We start from the raw sequence: 21,180 nt of genomic DNA on the forward strand, positions 1-21,180 counted from the left end.
TAAATCTTATGTCTAAGCAGCTTTCAATTGTCCTTTTATTCATTTCCTTATTTACTTTTTCAACTTCCTGTGATGAAGCTACTCAAGCCAATTTGCCTGAGCCAATAGTAAGGCCGCTATCTGCCAGTGAAGCTGAGATTGCCAGCTCAGCTAACAACTTCACCTTTGATCTAATGGCAGAAATTGAGAATGAACAGCCCAATGAAAATTATTTCATTTCTTCCTTTAGTGTCAATACAGCTCTTTCCATGCTTTTGAATGGTGCTGATCAGACTAGCCAGGATGAATTTATGGAAGTTTTAGGTTTAAGTGGATTATCAGTGGAGCAAATGAATGAATCTTACCGCTCTCTGGTGGAATATATTTACGGATTAGATAATTCTGTAAGCTTAAATGTAGCGAACTCCAATTGGTATTCAGATCAATTTACCATTAAACAGGATTTTGCCGATGTTTTAACTACTCATTATCAGGCCGATATATTTGAACGTAATTTTGGAAGTGAAGCGACCCTAAATGAATTGAATGGCTGGATAGAAGAGGAAACTAATGGCAAAATTAAAAATGCACTGGAGTCTATTAGTCCTGATGAAGTCATGTTTTTAATCAATGCCATCTATTTTAAAGCCAACTGGACGAGCCAATTTGACCCGGATGCTACCAATGAAACCACCTTTCTCTTAGCGAATGGTCAATCGGTTGAAGTGCCTACCATGACAGCAAAAGTGAAACACTGGATGGCCTATGATGAAACTTTAAAAGCTCAGATCATTGAGCTTCCTTATGGAAATGAAAATTACGCCTTCACTATGATTATGCCTGATAGTCCTTCAGATATTAATGGGCTTGCAGCAAAAATTGATGTAAATACGCTAAATAATACGCTGGCTGATTCCACTACTTATGTTAGAGAGCTGTACCTTCCTAAGTTTCAACTTGAATTTAAGTCTAATTTAAAAAATGTTCTTGTAAATATGGGAATGCCATTGGGAGGCTTAAATAATTTATTTAAGGAAGAGCGACCATTAGCGATCAGTAAGGTGATCCATCAATCTTTTTTAGAAGTGAATGAAGAAGGATCAGAGGCTGCTGCCGTTACCATTATAGGAATAGAAACCACCTCTGTTTCTCCTTCCACCAGAGTGAATCAACCTTTTATTTTCCTCATAAGAGAGAGAAATAGTGGCACCATCCTATTTTCCGGTAAATTATTGGATCCAAGATAAAGAAACGCAGAAGGAAGCATCATCCTTGAGAGGATTGCTTCCTTTTATTTGTATTTTTCTTAATCAGGAAAAAGCTTATCCCTATAATTAGATAGCCTACTCCTAAAAGGATGGCCAAAAAAGGCATATTTCTTTCCATCACAACACGGTCGGTAATGCCTGCTTTCCAGAACATCCATTCATCGGCCAACTCAGAGGCGGTGTAAAAACTGCCCATTCTAATGAGGATGATTCCATCATGTGATTTCATATCTATCCTGGCGGCTGTATTCAAGGCAGCAATGCCTCCTACTCCATCATGACCTATGATTTTTGAAGCTTTATCTGATTGGCTATAAAAATCAGGACCTAGACCATATACAGCTATGTTATGAATATAGGTCTGAGGCGCTAGCATCAGGTCAAGCGTTTCTTGCGATAAAACAGGATTAGTCTCGAGATGCGCCTGTATAAATGTGCTAAGATCTTCCACGCTTGTAAACAGTCCACCAGCTGCGAGCGGTACATCTCTATGAGGTTTAGTAAGCTGATGATTCTCATCGTAGAGCTGTGCTAATTTTAAGTCCGACCTATCATCTATGGAAAAAGTAGAATGAGTCATTTGCAGAGGTTCAAAAACAGTCTGCTCCATATAATCCGCGAAGGATTGCTGTGATACTTCTTCTATTACAAGCTGCAAAATGGCATAGCCAATATTGGAATAAGCATATTGTGAACCCGGCTCAAAATAAATAAAATCATCGCCTTTATAGCGAGTGAGTAGGTCTGTTATCTGCTGCACTTCCTTGGCTTGTGGATTAAACTGATCTGTTTCTATATCACAAATTATTCCGGATGAATGCGATAAGAGCCTGCGAATGGTTACTTTATTATTCTCATAGTTACTTTTAGGTAAATGCCATTTGTTAAGATATTGATCGACAGCTGCGTCTAGTTCCAGCTTTCCATCCTGCACTAATTTCATCACGCCCCAGGCCGTTACCCATTTGCTAATGGAAGCTACAGGAAAAACAGTTTGGCTGTCCACCACTTCATCAAGCGAATAAAAGTCCTTTGCCGCTACTTTTCCATCTTCAATTAATACGATTGCCTGGCTGCCTACAAATTCTTTCTCAGGATATGCTTTAACTGCTTCAATAAAAGCTTCAGGAGAATCATCTGAACTGATGGAACGCAGCAGATAGCCCTTGATAAAGCCCATTACCACGAAAACAGTCCATGCTAGTATCAGCAGCGTTATAACGCCAATAGTTTTTAATTTGCTCATTTGTTCGGTTTAATTCGTTGTTGATTTACTTTCCGACAAATGAATGTGATAGCGTTTAATTGGTGGTTCGATTATCCGAAAGTCGAACCATTTAATACAAAAAAGTCTGTTTTTAACTAAGAAGTAGTTTTTCTAAAGCTTGAAGGTGTTTGTGAAGTACTTTTCTTAAAAGCGGTATTAAAGGAAGATTTAGAATTAAAGCCCACCTCATACATAATCTGCTGAATGGTCAACTCAGTTTCCAGAAGCAACTTTTTAGAATCTTCAATGCGGTAATCGTTAATGAAATCAAAAAAATGCTTACCTATTTTCTGGTTAATTAAATAGGATAATCTTTTAGCGGGAATATCGGTTTTAGTGGATAGATCTTGAAGTGTCAGCGTTTCTTCAAGATAAGGTTTCTGAGTTTCCATATATTGATAAAGTGCATCAATATCTTCTTCAAGTTGAGCGCCATTTTCGATGGTCTTATTAGCAATACTAGATTTTTCATTCACACGAGTGAATAATTCCGGATTGCGCATGGTATTGAGCACAAACCAGGAGGCCGCTGCCAAGCCAAATAAAGCGATGCTTAAATTCAGTAATGGGAATCTTTGAAATTCATTAAAAGCTTCAAAAACACCTCTGAAGAGCACAATTGAATTACCGATCAGAAATAGAATAGTAATGGTCATTAACCATTTATAGGTTTCACTTTGCAGCGAATGAAATTTAAGGTGAATGTGCTTGTATTTACGTATTACTAAGATAATAACTACTATATAAGCATAGTACTGCACCTGAATAGTAATGATATAGACTATTTCCAATTGCTGAGAAACTCCCAAGCCTATGAATACTACTGTAAAGATTAAGGCAGGTACAACATGCCACAATGATTTTAAACTTATATTGAAATCATTAAAACAAGTTTTCTTCACATAGAGATAGAAAAGTGGCATTTGAACCAACGCCAGCCCTAAGCGAATCTGGTTGATTATGGAATTGCTCCTATAGAAATCTCCTAAAAACTGCCCTGATAGATCGATGGAAGTTAGCAGCAGAAAAAGAGCAAACAGCTTGTTCCCTACCCTCTTTTCAGACTTATGAATGACTAAGAAGACAGCCAGAAGCATGAATAAGAAAACACTGATTATGCTGACAATGGAGACTTCATTCATATTGCAATGATAATAGGTTAGTCAGCAATTTTTCAGCTTCACGCTCATATTTCTGCCGGATGTTTTTAAGCTTGTATTTTAATGCACTTTAATAATTAGCATTTATTAGCGGAATCAATTATTTTCCAAGCTGATTTTAGCGGCTATCTACAATTTAGCTGATGCTTTTAAGAAAATTTATTCATGTATTCCAATCTGCTTTTTGTTGTTGTAGTCATTTCCATTTTTGTTTCCTTACTCCTGGCAGTTTTTCTATTTTCGCTTAAATCGCCCAACAAGCAAAGCAACTACCTATTTGCAAGCTTTTTGCTGCTTACAGTAATTGATGTGAGTGGATATTTCATAACTTCTGCTGATGGTTTAATGTCTGATTTAGCCATGGTACGTAACCTGGTTATATTTCTACAACTGCCTACTTTATACCTGTATGTATTATCGGCCTGTTATTCTGATTTTAGGCTGAGGCCAAAACATCTGCTACATGCTATTCCCTTTTTGGTAGTTAACCTGATTTTTTTGCCACGCTTTTATCTGCAGGATGATGCTGGAAAAATTGAACTGCTTTCCAATTTTAAAGAAGCATTTGAAGTACAATCAAATCATGTATTGCTGCATCTACAAGTTTTCATTTACCTCATACTTATCTTTTTGGTGATCACCAGAGCAAAAAGGCTCTACCTGGAAAACAAGGCTGGAAGGAATTTGCAAGCCTATAACTGGTTATTTCAATTAGCTGTAGCCATTTCCCTATTCTACACAATGGCTCTACTCAAAAACATATTAAAATTCTCGAGCTACGACCATATCTCCTACCTATTTCGTGTGGCACTTTATGTATTCCAATTAGGTATTATCTGCTGGTATTTATTGAAATCTTTAAAACATCCCGAGCTATTCAGAAATGTTGATGCCAAACTTAAGTTGGTATCGTCCATTATGAAAGAGGATTATGGTAATCTACGAAATGCTGATAAGCTTGATGATGTACGCATTCGGCAACTGCATGATTATATGATGCAGGAACAACCCTACCTTAATCCCTCAATTAGCATGCAAGAACTTGCCGATGGAATAGCCCTACCTGTTCGGGAATTATCGGTTTTGATCAACCATAAAATTGGCAGTCACTTCTTTGATTACATTAATTCCTATAGAATCAAAAAAGCCACCGAGTTGTTGTGCGATCCTCATAAAAAAGCGTTTACCGTTCTTGAAATTTTATATGAAGTTGGTTTTAACTCGAAGTCATCCTTCAATATTGCTTTTAAAAAACATACAGGCACCACACCAACGGCTTATAGAGCAAATTGCTCTTAATCAATTTCTTGCAAAAAGTCGAACGTTCTATTTTTTACAAATGTGTTCGACATTTCGTTCTCGGTCGATTGTAAATGTCTTGAGATGCAGATTTGTATCATCATTAAATCAAAAAAATAAACACGATGAAAACTGCATTAACAATTATTGCCCTTTTACTATTAACCAACACAGTTGCACAAGCTCAAGGTACCAAAGAACGTATAGATTCTATTGTGAACAGCTTCTACAAGGCCAATCCTGAAGTAAGCATAAGTGTGGGCTTTTTTCAGGATGGAGAAGAGTTCTATACTTCCTATGGTAATTTAAGTAGAGATGTGAGTGAAGCTGTTAATAAACATACACTCTTCGAGATTGCTTCAATTACTAAAATTATGACGTCAAACCTGATAGCTCAGGCTGTATTAGAAGGAAAACTAGAGCTAGATGAATATATAGATAAATACCTGCCAACAATCTACAAACTCAATAAAAACCTTCGGCATAAAATCAGTATTTCTGACCTTGCCTCTCATCAATCTGGTTTGCCTGATGTTGACTTTGTAGAGCTAATAGAAAAAGACCCGCAGCAGCCTACCAAAATAGTAGATCAGCAAATGCTTACCAGCATGATTAATAACTGTAATAGTTTAAAAGACTATGGCACCTATAGATATTCAACTGTAGGTTATACCCTGCTAGGTCAAATTTTAGAGCAAATATATGGTGTTAGCTACGAAGTGCTTTTGAATAAACTTATTTTTCAGCCACTGGCCATGGAAAGTAGCTTCACCAGTGAATTTGATGTAGTCAATACAGCCCAAGGTTATAACGGAGAAGGTGGAAAACAGGAGCTTTTTTTATGGAATGTTTTGGGGCCTTCAGGCTTAGTGAAGTCAAGCACATCAGATATGTTGAATTATTTAAGGGCTATTTTAGATGAGAACAGCATTATAGGTAAGGCAGCTAAGCTAACAGAAGTGCCTTACTATTCAGAGGAAAATGAAGCGGTTGGCTTGGGGACTAATATATACTTCGAAGCGGATCAAACAATTTACCTCAAATCCGGTGACTCAATGGGACAATCTTCCATGCTTTGCTATAATAGAGAAGCCAATTGGGGAATTCTTTTCTTCATTAACCAGAACAATTCTAAAATGCGCAATGAAATGCTCAACACCATTTTTGAGCATGTATTGAAATAGCATAAAATATCATGAACATTATAATGATAGAAACTCCATCAACCACCTGATAGAGTTTTTATCATGTTGATAACCAGTTGTAAGAGTAGTTTTTAACATTCTTAATGTCTACCTCCAGGCCCCAATAATTAATCCCATAATGGTAAGTGCTACTATGCTGTAGCCTGCATTGATCAGAAATAGCTTCAATGACCTTCTTTCGAACAGATAATGTGTACCTATAAAGGTGGCTACCCAACCGAAACCTGCTAAAAATCCATAGAAAGCGCCCATAGAGAAATCAGCATCAGGTCCTAAAAACATGGCCAGGTTAATAGCCGAAATTAAACCAAGCACAAAGGCTATTCCGAAGATCTTGGCCATATTGCCATTTTTTAAATCCTCTTCAGTGAAGCCATTTTCACGCATCCAGGCTTTGCCAAAACCTACAGGTGAATACCAAATACCTCCAATGAGAAAAGTAGAAATGGCGGCAACTAAAATTGCCCAATAGTTTAAAGTTTCCATAGTTCTTAAATGTTAGTGTAAGCGTTATTTTTTTTGATAATGAAATTAAATTACAAACTTTATCGACACGAAAATTGGTAAAATGCCCGAAACGGAAATACTAGCGGACAAAACGGAAAAAAATCTGACCAAAGCAGAAGTTCAGTTGAACGATGGTAAATTCATGTTCATTGGGGTGGTGTCATTCGGTTTGCTGATTCCCAATGTGGCAGGCCTATTTGGTGATTTAGGCTTTGGAAGTCCCTTATACTGGTTGGGCTATATATATTTTATCGGACTCTCCTATTTGATTTGGCAGGGTAACAGATACCTCCTATTCAGAACCCGTAAGCGATTTACCTGGTTCGATAAACCTATGGAGAAACTGATTCTGCTCTTCATGAATAACATCTTTTATACAGCCCCATTAACCATTGCCTGGCTATGTGCATGGTATGCGATGGCTGGTTTCCCCAAAACAGATTGGAATGCTATCGAGATTGTTGTGTTTATCAATGTGATATGTGTGCTTTTTGTAACCCATGTGTATGAAACCGTTTTTCTGGTTAAAGAAAAGGAAAGTGAAACGATCAAAAATGAGCAACTACAAAGAGCTACAGCCGAGGCAGAACTAGCCGTGCTCAAAAATCAGGTTGATCCGCATTTTATGTTTAACTCTCTGAATACGCTTTCCTATTTGGTGAAATCAGATCAGAACAAGGCATTACTCTTTACCGAAAACCTTGCTGAAGTGTACCGCTATATTTTAATGCAGAAGGATTATCAATATGTGCTGTTGGAAGATGAGCTAGCCTTTACCCAGCAATATATTGACTTACTCCACCTCAGGTTTGGGAGTGCACTGAAGATTAATAATGCGATCAGCAGTACAGCCAAAAAGGATTACCTCATACCTCCTACTTCGGTATTTGTGGCCTTTGAAAACGCTGTAAAACATAACGTGATTAGCGAAAATAGTCCCCTCATGATGGAATTGTACATAGATGACAACAGACTATATGTGATCAATGATTTACGTGAGAAGGGGAACAAGCAGTCATCATCAAAGATTGGCTTGAAAAATCTTAACGAGCGGTTTCAGCTGGTGACGAAACATGGTATTGATGCCTATCAGGAAAATAATAAATTTATAGTGAGTTTACCCTTAACACCTCTTACAGACAATGAAGGTTATCATAATTGAAGATGAGCTACCCGCGCAGGCCAAATTAGCAGAGATGCTAAAATCGATCGATGCATCTATTGAAGTTGTGGCTATACTGGAAAGTGTAAAAGACACGCTCACTTGGCTGAAAAATAATCCTGAGCCAGAATTAGCTTTTGTTGACATTCAGCTATCGGATGACCACTCTTTCGAGATCTTTAAACAGCATCCTATTAAGTTTCCTATTGTGTTTACCACAGCATTTGATAAATACCTACTGCAGTCATTTGAGTTTAACTCAATCGATTATTTACTAAAACCGATCACGGAAGAGAAGCTCAGAAGAAGTCTCGATAAAGTAAAAACCTTGCAAGATCACTTTGTGCAGGGTAATCTACAGAAGATTTTGAATCATATACAAGCACCGCAAAACAATAGAATACTGGCTAAGAAAGGAAATGAATTTGTAGCCCTCAACATGAATGACATAGCCTATTTTGATACCCAGCATAAAGTGGTGTTTGCTACAGACTTTTCCGGACGCAGATTGATGGTAGATAAAACCATTACTGAGCTAGAGCAACTGGTAGATGAGTCCAACTTTTTCAGACTCAACAGGAAATACCTTTGTGCTCTTGCTGCCATAGAAAAATTTAAATCTGAGAACGGAAAGATTAACGTCCAACTGCAGCCTGAAACCAAAGAGACTGTTTATGTAAGTAAGGAAAATGCACCAGCTTTTAGAGATTGGATAGCTTAGTTTTTAAAAAATACATAAATTCCGCTTTCTTAATGATTAATTTAAGCCGATGACCGATATAAAATACATAATCCTTGATGATGATAAGTCTTACAGCTTATTGCTGCAAAAAACCATTGAAACTGAATTCCCTGAATTGCAACATATTAGCACAAAGGACAATACACTGGAAGGCTTAATTGATATTCAGCGTCAGCAACCTGATTTACTGTTTCTGGATCATTACATCGATGGTTTGGATGGCTTTGATGTACTGGACCTGATGAAGCATTTACCCAAAACAATTATGATTTCATCTGAAAAAGTGGACACCGATAAGTTGGCGCAATACCCTAATGTGATCGGCTTTATAGAGAAGCCTGTGAGTGCGGAACAGCTGAAAAAACTTCTAGTTAAAATGAGTTAAGTATTTAATAAACAGTTGTTTAAAAAGACTCACCTATAAAAAAGTAGAAGCCGGGACCATCCTCGGAAAAAGCTACATCAAAACGGGTAAAGATATCTTTATTCTTGAATAATAGGAACCTTACACCTGCACCACCTGCCACTTTCAGGTTTCGGATATCAAGCGCATTGGTAGAGCTCGCCACCGTACCCGCACTTAAAAAAGCAGCAGCACCCCATCTTTCAGTAAAACTAAATGGCAAAAAGCGGTATTCAACCTGACCGGCTGCATAGGCATTGTCTCTGTATCTACCGGTATAATAACCTCGCATCAAATTTTCGCCTCCCATCAAGGCCAATTGATTAAAAGGAGCATTACCATCTACGGCAGTGTAAAATAGCTGACTGGCAAATACCTGATTATCTGTTATAGGTACATAATACCTTGCATCCAGAAAATAGCTGGTAAACTCAAAGTCACTGCCCCAGGCATTATCATAGCGTAAAAAGCCAGTTTCTCCGAAAAAACCTTTACGGACATTTAACACATTATGTCTGTCATCATAAACCAGTCCGATACCAAAGCCAATATTGGTATTGTCTCTGGCTCCGTTTGGCAAGTCAAAGTTATCTTGTTCTAAAGACTCAAATGATACTTGTGACAAACGCTGGAAGTCACTTTCCAAGCCTATATAAAAACTTCCTATTACCTGTCTTAAAACACGTTCTCTTATGGCAATGCTATTAGCATTCACTACTGCCAACTCCTCTCCGCTTACGTTCGGACCAATTCCGTAATAAATCAAAGGAAACCTTTGTATCCGGGCTTTTCCTAGGAAGAACCATTTGCTTGCATCAGAATATAAGGCATGATCCAGCCATAGGCCATATTGCTTTTCAAGTGTGATAAAGGTAAAAGCATTGATTTCGCTTAGTCTGTTAGAAGTATCCCTATTGGCATAGTAAACATACAAAGCACTGATGCCGAATTCCCATTTCGTTTCAGGCGCATAGGCAACTGTAGGATAAGCAATAAATTTTGGTCTTTCAGTTGAGGTAGTGTCAAAAAATACGGAGTTCACGACTTTTCTCACAAGACCAACTTGCTCCTGAGCAGTAGCATTATTGATAGAAAGTAATATGGTTAATAGGAATATTGTAAAGCTCAGCCTTTTGTGCATGATCTGTTTTTGAAAATGTTTTAAGATAGACAAGCAAGATATACACACTATTCTGATATTTGTTTCTCATACATCAACAATTTCCTTAAGTAAAGCCTGCTGACTCGCATAAATCACACCCAGCTTATTCATAAAAGTGGTATCAGGATCGTTGAGATGCAGCTTCTCTCCTTTTGCATTGGTTACGCCTAAACCGAGTTCTTCAAAGAAAAGCCTGGTGGCGGCAAAGTCCCAGATGCTACCACCGCCTTGTTGCGGCTTGGGAAATTTGAAATAACAGGCATGCGAGTGTTGCATCACCGCTAAGGCATTTCGAACGGCTCCATAGCCTTGATGATACATTACCTTTTCCAGTTGGTGACTAGCTGCCCATTCCTTTAATCCTTGCGTGAGTTGCTGATATGCTGCTTTTGACTGCATGCTTTTATCCATATAGACATGGAGTCTGTTGTCTGCTTCTCGCTCGGTTGATTGAAAGGGCTGTTCATTTACGAAAACGCGACTGCTCTTTATGGCATGGTAGCAAAGTTTCTGATCAGGTACATACACCACACCTATAACCGGATCGCCAGCCTTGGAAACTAATGCTATGGAAACTGCATAACCACTTCGCTTTTGGGTAAATGCCAAAGTGCCATCCATCGGGTCTATGCACCAGAAATAGTCTTTTTGCAGGCGTGATTGATCATCTGGTGCTTCTTCGGTGAGTAGGCCCAAATCATATAGGGTAATTGTAGGCAATAAATGCTTTAAGATGATTTCCTGTGCTTTGAAATCTACTTCGGTAACTACCTGAGAAGCCTTGGAATGTCCAGCTTCCTTTTGCTTTTGCTCATAGCTTTGGTCAAAGCAGGATTGGATATAAGCTCCTGCTTCAATAGCGGCTGCTTTGGCAGTTTCGCATAGTGTTTTTAAGACTTCTTTGCTTAGCATGGGGCTAATTTAAGCTTATTCAAAATAGCAATAGCGAGCTTGCATTAATAAATGATCTATAAGGGATCAGATTTCTTAATTTCCTTTTTGCTTGATCAAAAAGAAAGAAACTATAAAGTCGGTTATTCAATCCCCCTAGCCCCCTTCTCCAAGGGGGAACAGCTAAATAAGAAAAGTTACTAATTGTTATAAAGCACAATGTATAGTGCAAAATTTAAACTCCCCCTTTCGTAAAGGGGGATAAAGGGGGATTTCTTATCATGTTTACTATTTGATGAACCAAAAAGGAAACCAATAACAGAAATAAGAGAATGCCACATCCCGATAGTTATCGGGATTCGCAATAAGCGTGTAAGAGTGTTTGTCGCTCGTACTCGCGACTCATATTTCGTAGTCTAATCTTAATACAAGCTACTTGATACTTAATACAATTTAATTCAACTCCTTCAGCACTTCTTGCGTAAGTCTTTCACTATATCCATGCATTTTCCAGTGGCTAGGACTCCAGCCATCGAGGAAACGGTAGAAGTCGGCCCAGGCGTATTTGTATAAATGGCTCCACTCCTGCTTGAGCGACAGAAAATCAATGTCATGAGAAGACTTCTCTAAAGCCGCCTCAAGTGTGCTAAAATAATACGTAAGTAATTCCTCTTCATATTGCTCGCATTCATCTTCATCAAAACAACTGCTGATGAAATAGGCCACATCCTTCATGCCGCAGCCCTTGCCGACATACTGAAAATCGACAGCAGCTACCTGATGGCTTTTATCAAAACAGAAGTTGGCCAGCTTGGCATCGCCATGGACCAGTGTTTGGTAATTGGCTGAGTTTAATTTTTGATCAATGGCTGTGGCTGCCTGCTGCAAAGGGATATTCTGCATTTTGACTAATTCATCCGGGCGAGTATCTAAATGCCAATAGGTGCCTATTTCCCATAAGCCTTTGGGTGTGGTGTGCATGAAGTTAGCATGGAAACATGCCAGCCAACTCAGGCAGTTTTTAGCGGCTGCTATAGAGACTGTTTCTGGGCTAAGTCTTTCATTAAAACCTAAAGCGTTGAGGTCTTCCATAATCAGCAGACGTTCATTACCGGAAACTTCAGCATGTAGCAGCTGCGGGACTTTACAGTCTTCATTTGTTAGCTGTGCATAATGCTGGTACCAGGCCGTTTCTACTTCATAAGATTTGAGCTTCCGTTGGTGCGATAAATCCGTATTCCAGCCTTTGGGGTGCTTGTTGGCCTCAGGTAGTTGAATATGCTTCACAATTACACTTTTGTGCTTCCCTCCTGCTAAATGATAACGCTTTATAGCGCCATAGCCACTCCACAAGGTTTGCACATGTTCTATACTTGTAATGGCAGTGGATTGGGTGGTTTGGAGGATGAGGCGTTCTGAAAAAGACATTTTCAAAACTGTCAATTTTAATTAAAAGCAGCAAGTTTCAGTTTTCAATTTATGTTGAGGGCTTGAGATTGCCACATCCCGATAGCTATCGGGATTCACAATGACAAATATTCAATCCCCCTAACCCCCTTCTCCAAGGGGGAACGATTAATTTAGGGAGAACCATTTAAGAACTTTAACTCACAAAGTCATCATAATCATACCAAAATCAAACTCCCCCTTTCTAAAGGGGGGGGCAAATGGGGATTTCTTATCGTGTTTACTATTTGATTAAGTAAAAAGAAGATATAAATGGAATTCCTCAATCCCCCTAACCCCCTTCTCCAAGGGGGAACGATTAATTTAGGGAGAACCATTTAAGAACTTTAACTCACAAAGACATCGTAATCATACCAAAATCAAACTCCCCCTTTCGTAAAGGGGGATCAAGGGGGATTTCTTAGGTATCTCATTTTTGAATAAGCAAAATGGGAAACTTCAAAGACGAATATTCAATCCCCCTAGCCCCCTTCTCCAAGGGGGAATCATTAGACAATCAGAAAAGGTATTAATAGTCTAGCGAACAAAGTTTTTATGTTAAAATCAAACTCCCCCTTTCTAATGGGGATCAAGGGGGATTTGAAGATGGCTAACTTTAGTTAGCATGTGAAAATATGCGTAATGGTTTTTAAGCACGCATATATGCGTACCCAATTATTGCCACGCATATATGCGTGCCTCATTTCTGTTACGCATATATGCGCACTCCTAAAATGTAATATGCGTGATTGAAATTTTTTACCACGCATAATTTATTTTACAAAAACAGTATGCGCATACTTTTATTTGGTAAATAGCAAAAAAGCCATGCGTAAATTTTGCTATTGGCATAGTGGTTGATTGTCGCTAAGCATATGTTAAACCTTAAAATGTATGTGATATGAAAGCGAAAGAAACAAGTGCAAGGGTATTTCAATTCGTTCGACAATACCGCAAGATCAGCCAGAAACAACTGGCCATTAAACTCAATGTGAACCAATCGACCATCTCAAAAATAGAAAAAGGACTTCACTTCCCCAGTGCCATGGTTTTAAAACGACTGGAGCAATATACCAACAAAAGCATGAGCGACTTAATGACGCTATCACGCTAAAGAATTGAATACATGTTAAACCTTTAAATAGACACAAAATGAAAACGTTAGAGCAAATGACAAACGAGCAGCTGACTTATCTGAAGCAGAAATGGTCGGCAGAGGCAAAAGAGTTGGATAGAGACATTGTACGATCAGAAGTACGCTTGACTAGCAGGCTATCCAGACAGGAAATGGACCAAAGCGAAATTGATGCTTTGAAGGTGGACTTAGCCAACGCAGAAAGTCTGTTGACGCACCTAGTGAACACTAGTGCCCCACAAGAGATGATTGACAAACAGCGTGCCCTGGTAGATAAGATTATGATAGAAGTAGAGACTGAATCGAAAGGCAGAAATGTGCTGACTGATGAAGAAGCCTATTTACAGCAGGTGGGCATTGATGAGTTGAAATTGCAAAAGCAATACCGCGAAGATAAAATCACTGAAATAGACACAATACTTGCGGCATAGTACATGGCAGTTATATCGGTTTAAAGCCCTCTGAACTAATAGTTTGAAGGGCTTTTTTTATGAATTAGAATTGGTTTTCTAAAGTGGGTCATCCTGTAGGGATCTAATCAGTATGATGTTAAAATTCCTAAGGTTAGGTACGCATTACGTAGAGGTATAACTATTTTACTAAATTACCTGGTTAATGGTTAGGACCACATTAGATGAAGTAGTTTGAAGGTTGGTTTTATAAATAGAGAAATGTTAGTTTAGAGAATTATTTCTTGTTAAAGGTTTTGTCTAATTCCTTATATAATGTTAATGCGTTATGAAATTCATATTTGATCTTTTCATATAAGTGATTGGCTATTATACGTACAGAAGCTCTTTCTTCGGTTGTTAATTGAGGGTAAGCAAATTCTCCTTCACCCAAATGTTTTCGAATTCTTGTCCACCTATCAAAGAATTTATCTTTTTCATTATTCTCTTTACATATGAATGATAAATGATCTTCCCATGAAGTATATGTTTTATCTTCCTTCTTAGTTCTTGAATTACATTTTGCGCAAACAGGAACTACATTTCCAGGGTGGTGTAATCCATATTCGGATCGATTGAACATAATCAAGTGCTCCATTTGTAATTTTATTCCTGTAGCACTACAATATGCACATTCATTTTTGAAAATATTGTGTTTAATCTTTTCCCAATCTCTCTTTCCTCTTCCACTGCCAGTGTTGAAACTGCTTCCCAAATAATGTTCACCCAAACTAGTTAAAAATGCCCTAACTGCGGTATTAGCAGCATCCGCTGGTGTGTTATAAATTGACATTCTCTGAGAGGGAAAAGTTAGTAAGTGTTCTTCTTATTTCTGTAGCAATCAGCTCTGCAATTGCAGTTGGAACACCATTACTAATTAGTTTAAATTTTGGTGTAAGAGGCATAGAACTTGGTAAGATATATTCGTCTGGTACAGTTTGGAGCCTTAACCCTTCTCTCACAGTAAGCCTTCTGGCTTTTGTAGGATGAAGATGAACCTCATTATTTCCATAAGCTACAGTTGGACTATATCTAAATCTATGTAGTCTTTTAAATGACTTCCTATTTGTATCACCCTCTTCAATTTCATAAAACCTAGATGATTTTGGCGAAAAATGCTCATTTTGATTTGGAAAGTCATTATTTAATCCTGAAAAAGCATGTTCCACACATAATTCAGCATGTCCGTTTAAATGATGTGTGGATGTTTGGTCACCAAAACTCCATTTTTTTGGCCAACCAAACCTTTTAGGTTCTATATATTTAGGTTTAGGCCATCTAAATATTAACTGATTATCTTCCGAAGACTTTAAAACCAGATTATTTTTCTCTAGCTTATATCCCCTTCTTTTTAATGATCTAACTATTTGATTTTTAAAAGCAACAAGTGCTATTCTTGGTCTGTCTTGCGGGTAACCATATTCCAATACATTAAGTAAATCATGCCATACAGTGTATCCACTTTTTTCAATGTCCTTAACAAAAGCATTAAAAGATTCTCTGTGCTTTTTAGTTTTGTATAGTCCTTCTACATTTTCAAAAAATAGGAAATCAGGTTTTATAGATTTTACAATTTTAAAATAACTATATATCAGACGTCCTCTTTCACCTTCTATTCCACCATTTTTTCCACCAATAGAATAATCCTGACAAGGTGGCCCTCCAATAATACCGGTTATACCCGAATGTTCTTTTCTTAATCTAATTTGTTCTTTTCGACAAGATGCATCAACAGCTCTTGATATTTCTTTATGAGCAATCACTTTACTTCGAATGTAATAATTGTCAGATTTTTCGAAATACTTTTTCAATCCAAAATTATATGCCTCTATAAAATGAGGTTCTATTTCAACAGCTTCTTTTATTTGGAAACCCTGATTGATAAAACCTAAATCAAGAAATCCACCCCCAGAAAAAAGTGATAATATATCAAATACCTGGTTTTTCATATTTATTTTTTTTTAGAACTCCTTTGATAAGCTGAATTTTTAAACTTTTATCAAATATTATGACTCCCATTTTTAGCTCCTCAATTGTTAATTTTTTAGTAGCATATCCTTGATCATTTAAAAAAGATTTTATTTCACCACTATCTATTATTTGAAAATTAGGGTTATTATTTGGTTTTACTTCTCCAAACAAATCATTGAAACTAAATTCGGTTTTTTGGAGATATTTACCATCATCAATTCGATATTTGTGATTTAAATGATATTCTACGTGAGACTCTTTAATCAACTTATAATGAGTAATACCATCCAAAGAAAACTTATCCTCGATGTTAAATGATAAAAGATCTTGATAGTCTATAAGAGCTGCTTGAACATCAGATAATCTGAAAAACTCCTTACCCTTTGCAGACCATAAGTCAAAGTTTTTTAACTCTCTTGTGGAATCATCGTCTCCGGGAAGCTTGAATCTTAAAGTAACTTTTCTTATCAGTTCAGGAGTGTTATCAATAAGATTTAAGTCAATTCTCCCTTTATTATTAAGATAATTATTGTATAGAGAATCATAGTATCTTCCCTTTAATCTACAGACTCTTTTTATATTGTAACTAAACTTATCATTTACCTTTTTAACTTTTGTTATTGGAAAATCAATAGGGTCATTAAATGCCATCGAACTAAGCAACTCATCAATGTTAATTTCTGCCAATTTCTGATACCCTATTTTTAGATTCTGATAATATCTATCCTTATTTTGGGGTAGAATTAATTTGATATCATTTTCCAATTCCTCGTAAGGATTTATAATGCAATTGCCTTCATCATTAAACATGCACAAGTCTAAAACTGAAAAGTCAGCATAGAATAAATTAGGAGTAGAAATTTCAATTTGAATAGTTTTGTAATTATTATCTGAAATGTCAAAAAAATTATTTATAAATACGAATTTGTTTCCTCCGCTTAATCTTACTTCATATTTTTCACTTGCAATTTCTTGAGATAACTCTATTTTAAACAACTCAGCAAGTTTGGCCTTTCTGGTATTGTCTTTTCTTAATAAAGTATCGCATAGTTGTCCTAGAATCATATAGTATGAACCATCTATTTGCCAAATATCTCCTGGAGCAATCGGTAAATATTTTTTATTTACATTATAATCAAAAATCTCAAAAGTATTTATCTTCAAGAGTTCATCTCCTATTTCTGATGTTTTTGGATGATCATCCAAATAATTTTGTCTAAAAAAGGCTGATAATCCGGCAATGAATTTAAAATCTTCAACTTCATGATCATCAAATTTCTTTCGCTCAGCTAATTCAAACCAATATTTTGCTGCATCATAAGGAGGTATACCTTCACTATGTGATTCTTGTATAATATGTTTAATGTTCTTTTGATTCTTTAAGACTAAAGTAAAAGCTTCTTCAGTGCTAACATTTTTTTTATTTCGTATAGAATTGAATACTTCGGCAAATGCAGACTGAGCAAGACTTTTGGTCATTTTTTCAATAACACGTTCTGATCCTTTAGTAATTTCTTCGATAAAAAAATCTTCATATTCTAAGAGTTCTTTTTCAACAGAATCTGGTCTACTTGTATATAAACAAGCAATAAATCTCAATTCGGGATTATCTTTGAATTCACCTACTAAATCATCAATAATAAAATCTTTTCCAACTTCATTTGCACTACCAGTACTTAATGATTTATCAATTATAGCTAAACAGAAATTGCTATTAGTCCTTTTTACACTTTTCTGAATATCTTTGTAAAAAGGCTCTTTATCTGCTCCAGGTGTTTGTTTGTAGTATAAAATTTCAACTTCCTCTATTTTCTTTAATTCAGTAAGTAATTCGTTATAATGAGTTTCATTTATACTTAAATAAATTCCATATTTAGCAAAACATGCCTTTATAGATTGGGTTTCACCATCCTCTTCTATTAATCTCTCAAATTCATCATAGACTTCATTTTGTAATAATTCTTCTTTTCCTAGTTTCTTTAAGAATCTTGCTAAATGTCCTCCAGGCAGAAAATTCTGAACATCTTCACTATTAACAAGAAGTGGGTTAAATTTCTCATCAAAATCTATTATTGCTTTACCAAGTGAACTAAAGCTAAGGGTATCCAACTCTTCAATAATAGATTTTTTTACACGATCCTCCGATAAGCAAAATTCAATCAATAATTTAATAGGGTCGTCTATATAAGTAATCTCATCTTCGATTATTATAATAGTATATGCTTTAAGACTCTTTATGAGATCATTTAACTTACTCATCTTCCTCTAAACTATTTTGCATCCTTAACTCGAAAATATAACGATTACCATAAATATTCGTGATTGGAAGAAGCTCTATTTCTCCTCCAAAAGACTTTAAAAATTGTCGAACTATATACAATCCCATGCCTCTTCCACCATTCTCGCGTCCTGATACAAGTTCATTAAAAAGAGTATGCTGATATTTTTCTAACACACCTATTCCTGTATCTTCAAGCTGTATTGTATTGGAAGAAGTTGTTTTTATAGTGATTTTATCACCTCCGCTTTGGATATATATGTTGTCTTTTTTTGCTAATTTTTGACGTTGCCTAATCCAGTAAATTGAATTGTCAATTAGATTATAAAATACATGCAAAAGCGCTCCTTTTGGTACTTCCCAAGTATTGCTGACAGAACTTATATCAACATCCACTTTGTGTCTATTTAATCTAAATTTGAATCTTTCTACAATAATTGCTAATTCCTCTTTGACATCTGTAGGTATTAAAGCTCTATTTCCTTCATTAGTAATAAAAGTTTTTTCTAAGAAGGAATAAAATTTATCTAAATCACCCATACGTTTATACAGGTGATTAAACTTGTTTTTTATTGGAAGGAAATGAGAGTTATTGATTTTAAAATCTTCATTATCTAGCAAATGATTTTCAATCATATTAAAATGCTCATCGTATTTTTCTGATTCTTCTTCAGAACTACTCAATAAAGAGTGCAGTTCATGAGTAATGATTTCAGTTACCAGCCCATTTGCCATAAGTTTATAATTGTTATAGGCCTCAGTTTTAATCCTTATTTGATGTTGTTTTGTAGCTTCAAGTAATTGATTTGCGCTTTTTAATGACCATTGTGTATCATTGAGATTTTTCTCAAAATTAAGAGTTGCTGGTTCAAGTTTTTCAAAAACCTTTTTAACAGATTTAATTTTATCATCTGTATCTAAATCGATGTTGTCTTTAATTGCTGAAATTGCTTCTTGAATTGCTGCTAAATTCTTTTTTGCTGCAGAAAGTATTTCTTTAGATTTATCTACCTCATCTTGTATCTGCTCATCTGTATTTTCAGGCAACCAACCTTCAAGATCCAAAAAATTCTTAGTTAATTCAACAGCTGTCTTAGTATAACCTGGAGAGAAAATTTCAAGAATTTCACTCAATACAATTTGAAGTGAATCAGCGTAAACATTTTGAGTTAAATGTTCTCTAGAGCTGGTTTCATATATATAGTTTTGTTTAGGATCATTAATATTTATAAATCCAATTACATTACCTAGTTCAAAACGATAAAATTGTTGCCCAGTAGTCCTCTTTTGTTGGAGTTCTAACCAGTCATTATTCTTATTACCTATCGTAGCTACTCTATATCCATTCCTATATAGTTTTATGCCATTATTTGCATCAAGAAATGGCCTAATATCATAATTCACACCTATTGAATCTTTTATATAGTTATTATCAACAGCCGACCTCCTAGCCATGCTCATTAATGTATTGTCTCTCTTATATGTGTGAATTTCTCCTTTTATAGGAGCGATTTTTATAAGTAAATTTTCAAAATCTTCAGGAAAAATACGATTATTTTTTTCAGCTTTTTTCTTCCAATTCTTAATAAGTTCTGAAAGAAAAAATACCTCTCTAAGATTTTTAGAATAGTGATCTTTATATTTTAATAGAAAATTTTTGTACTCTTTGGAATTTTTTTTCCAATCTTGATAAAGAACTTTACCTAATTCGCGATGATGAATTCGTTCTACAAACCAAGGACGTAATTTCATCTCTAAGTTAAATTTCAAATCTTTTGGAATTCCTTCTTTATCCAAAACTAGCTCTGTATTAAACGAATGAATTGACTCTGCTACGTTTAACGCATGGTAATTAAAGTCTAAAATAATTCCCACACTATCAGCCGATAATTCCAAATTAATTGAACTCTTTTTTTGTTCAAACGGTGAATACAAAAAGCTGAGAGCAGATTGTAATTCATCCTTTACAAAAAGTGAATTACCGAGTGACCTTCCTTTATTACCAAATAAATCTTCAATTTCGAATACTTCTCTTTGCTCATAATATTTGTCAATCTGAACTGGATTATCCTCGGTTCCTAAAAGCCATAACCTTGTATAAGAACTATTAGTAGTTCTATTTGATACCCATTCTGGGGCATCAAATTCATCATTGTAAATAAAATCTTTCCAAGAAACTTTAACAATGTTGACAATGGTACTATTTTCAGTTGAAGTTTCTACAATTAAAGTTGGGGCAATTCTTTGAGCCGCAAGTCTACCTATACCCTTATCTCCTAAAACAATTTCATCTCCGTCTTTAGCTTTTTCTCTTTGTTCTTTTTTAACAGTAGAACCTACTTCAAAAAAACCTTCTTGAAGTTTTTTATAATTCATCCCAACACCATCGTCTTCAACAATGATCAAACCATTTAGGCTAGTATTATTAAATATTTCATAAAGAACCTCAGGAATAGGTTGTGTTAACCTGGCCTTATCTATTCGATCAAATCCTGATAAAAATTGAATACTTACGTTTGACGCTTTTGCGTCATATGAATTTTTAATTAGTTCAGTAATTGCAACTTCGTCTGTGGTAATCAATTCATACCCTAAATGCCTAATTATTCGAGGATTATAAGTAAATTTCATTGGCTCTATCTTATTATTATATTTTTCTTCAGATAAATTTCATTCAACTGATGCTCAATATAGCGACAGATATTCAATAGACCGTATGCTAAAGCTTTTAGAAATCAGTTTTACAGGCATGTTTTTTAGGTTTTAGTTGAACTTATTTAATATGTAAGATAAAGGAAATTAGTAAATTTGTATAAGCTACATCCTTAATTTTCTATAAATTAAAGCTTTTCTTCG

Annotated in this window: 18 protein-coding genes; 8 read left to right on the top strand and 10 right to left on the bottom strand. The window is 35.8% G+C overall.

Features of this window, described 5'->3' with window-relative positions:
• Positions 1–8: 8 nt before the first annotated feature.
• The gene (locus JKP34_RS11260; RefSeq protein ID WP_201921193.1) at positions 9–1,226 is read left to right on the top strand and encodes a serpin family protein; all 1,218 of its coding nucleotides are present in this window, start codon (positions 9–11) and stop codon (positions 1,224–1,226) included.
• Between the two features lie 19 nt (positions 1,227–1,245).
• Here the strand turns inward: JKP34_RS11260 and JKP34_RS11265 are convergent, their stop codons facing one another.
• The gene (locus JKP34_RS11265; protein WP_201921196.1) at positions 1,246–2,493 is read right to left on the bottom strand and encodes a serine hydrolase domain-containing protein; all 1,248 of its coding nucleotides are present in this window, start codon (positions 2,491–2,493) and stop codon (positions 1,246–1,248) included.
• Positions 2,494–2,609: 116 nt separating this feature from the next.
• Positions 2,610–3,656 carry a helix-turn-helix domain-containing protein gene (locus tag JKP34_RS11270; RefSeq protein ID WP_201921198.1) on the bottom strand — a complete coding sequence of 349 codons (1,047 nt, stop codon included), beginning with the start codon at positions 3,654–3,656 and terminating at the stop codon, positions 2,610–2,612.
• Positions 3,657–3,839: 183 nt separating this feature from the next.
• Here JKP34_RS11270 and JKP34_RS11275 point away from each other — a divergent pair, with 183 nt between their 5' ends.
• Both JKP34_RS11275 and JKP34_RS11280 read left to right on the top strand, forming a co-directional pair.
• The gene (locus JKP34_RS11275; protein ID WP_201921201.1) at positions 3,840–4,973 is read left to right on the top strand and encodes a helix-turn-helix domain-containing protein; all 1,134 of its coding nucleotides are present in this window, start codon (positions 3,840–3,842) and stop codon (positions 4,971–4,973) included.
• A 125-nt stretch (positions 4,974–5,098) separates the two neighbouring features.
• Positions 5,099–6,157 carry a serine hydrolase domain-containing protein gene (locus tag JKP34_RS11280; RefSeq protein WP_201921203.1) on the top strand — a complete coding sequence of 353 codons (1,059 nt, stop codon included), beginning with the start codon at positions 5,099–5,101 and terminating at the stop codon, positions 6,155–6,157.
• A 108-nt stretch (positions 6,158–6,265) separates the two neighbouring features.
• Here JKP34_RS11280 and JKP34_RS11285 read toward each other — a convergent pair whose 3' ends face one another.
• Positions 6,266–6,664, bottom strand: coding sequence for a DUF1761 domain-containing protein (locus tag JKP34_RS11285; RefSeq protein WP_201921206.1), 399 nt, complete (start codon positions 6,662–6,664; stop codon positions 6,266–6,268).
• 82 nt (positions 6,665–6,746) lie between these two features.
• Between JKP34_RS11285 and JKP34_RS11290 the strand changes: the two genes are divergently transcribed.
• From JKP34_RS11290 to JKP34_RS11300, 3 genes are read left to right on the top strand one after another with little or no spacing between them, the layout of a single operon-like run.
• Positions 6,747–7,847: a sensor histidine kinase gene (locus tag JKP34_RS11290; RefSeq protein ID WP_201921209.1), complete on the top strand. Its 1,101-nt coding sequence runs from the start codon at positions 6,747–6,749 to the stop codon at positions 7,845–7,847.
• Positions 7,828–8,568 (top strand): LytR/AlgR family response regulator transcription factor, encoded by a 741-nt coding sequence (locus tag JKP34_RS11295; RefSeq protein ID WP_201921211.1) that lies wholly within the window; start codon positions 7,828–7,830, stop codon positions 8,566–8,568. The genes JKP34_RS11290 and JKP34_RS11295 overlap by 20 nt, the downstream gene beginning before the upstream one ends.
• 49 nt (positions 8,569–8,617) lie before the next feature.
• Positions 8,618–8,974, top strand: coding sequence for a response regulator (locus JKP34_RS11300; RefSeq protein ID WP_201921213.1), 357 nt, complete (start codon positions 8,618–8,620; stop codon positions 8,972–8,974).
• Between the two features lie 19 nt (positions 8,975–8,993).
• Here the strand turns inward: JKP34_RS11300 and JKP34_RS11305 are convergent, their stop codons facing one another.
• The 3 genes from JKP34_RS11305 to JKP34_RS11315 all read right to left on the bottom strand — a co-directional run bounded on the left by JKP34_RS11305 (position 8,994) and on the right by JKP34_RS11315 (position 12,407).
• The gene (locus tag JKP34_RS11305) at positions 8,994–10,133 is read right to left on the bottom strand and encodes a BamA/TamA family outer membrane protein (RefSeq protein ID WP_201921215.1); all 1,140 of its coding nucleotides are present in this window, start codon (positions 10,131–10,133) and stop codon (positions 8,994–8,996) included.
• A 66-nt stretch (positions 10,134–10,199) separates the two neighbouring features.
• Positions 10,200–11,066 carry a 3'(2'),5'-bisphosphate nucleotidase CysQ family protein gene (locus JKP34_RS11310; RefSeq protein WP_201921216.1) on the bottom strand — a complete coding sequence of 289 codons (867 nt, stop codon included), beginning with the start codon at positions 11,064–11,066 and terminating at the stop codon, positions 10,200–10,202.
• A gap of 432 nt (positions 11,067–11,498) precedes the next feature.
• Positions 11,499–12,407 (bottom strand): phosphotransferase, encoded by a 909-nt coding sequence (locus JKP34_RS11315; protein ID WP_317193686.1) that lies wholly within the window; start codon positions 12,405–12,407, stop codon positions 11,499–11,501.
• A gap of 985 nt (positions 12,408–13,392) precedes the next feature.
• On the opposite strand from JKP34_RS11315, the gene JKP34_RS11320 reads away from it, so the two are divergent.
• Together JKP34_RS11320 and JKP34_RS11325 are read left to right on the top strand one after the other, a co-directional pair.
• Complete coding sequence (locus JKP34_RS11320) at positions 13,393–13,605, top strand: helix-turn-helix domain-containing protein (protein ID WP_201921221.1); 213 nt, start codon at positions 13,393–13,395, stop codon at positions 13,603–13,605.
• 38 nt (positions 13,606–13,643) lie between these two features.
• Positions 13,644–14,057, top strand: a complete 414-nt coding sequence (locus JKP34_RS11325) for a hypothetical protein (protein WP_201921224.1) — start codon at positions 13,644–13,646, stop codon at positions 14,055–14,057.
• A gap of 256 nt (positions 14,058–14,313) precedes the next feature.
• On the opposite strand, the gene JKP34_RS11330 is transcribed toward JKP34_RS11325, so the two are convergent.
• The 4 genes from JKP34_RS11330 to JKP34_RS11345 are packed head-to-tail and all read right to left on the bottom strand — an operon-like array spanning position 14,314 to position 20,955.
• A complete protein-coding gene (locus tag JKP34_RS11330) occupies positions 14,314–14,868 on the bottom strand; it encodes an HNH endonuclease (RefSeq protein WP_201921227.1) in 555 nt (184 codons plus the stop codon).
• Complete coding sequence (locus JKP34_RS11335; protein ID WP_201921230.1) at positions 14,855–16,024, bottom strand: DNA cytosine methyltransferase; 1,170 nt, start codon at positions 16,022–16,024, stop codon at positions 14,855–14,857. Before JKP34_RS11335 ends, JKP34_RS11330 begins: the two co-directional genes overlap by 14 nt.
• Positions 16,005–18,305 carry a hypothetical protein gene (locus tag JKP34_RS11340; protein WP_201921233.1) on the bottom strand — a complete coding sequence of 767 codons (2,301 nt, stop codon included), beginning with the start codon at positions 18,303–18,305 and terminating at the stop codon, positions 16,005–16,007. Before JKP34_RS11340 ends, JKP34_RS11335 begins: the two co-directional genes overlap by 20 nt.
• A complete protein-coding gene (locus tag JKP34_RS11345) occupies positions 18,298–20,955 on the bottom strand; it encodes a sensor histidine kinase (protein WP_201921237.1) in 2,658 nt (885 codons plus the stop codon). Before JKP34_RS11345 ends, JKP34_RS11340 begins: the two co-directional genes overlap by 8 nt.
• Between the last annotated feature and the right edge of the window lie 225 nt (positions 20,956–21,180).

It is taken from the genome of Marivirga atlantica (genome assembly GCF_016734805.1).
GTDB classification, from domain to species: Bacteria; Bacteroidota; Bacteroidia; order Cytophagales; family Cyclobacteriaceae; genus Marivirga; species Marivirga atlantica.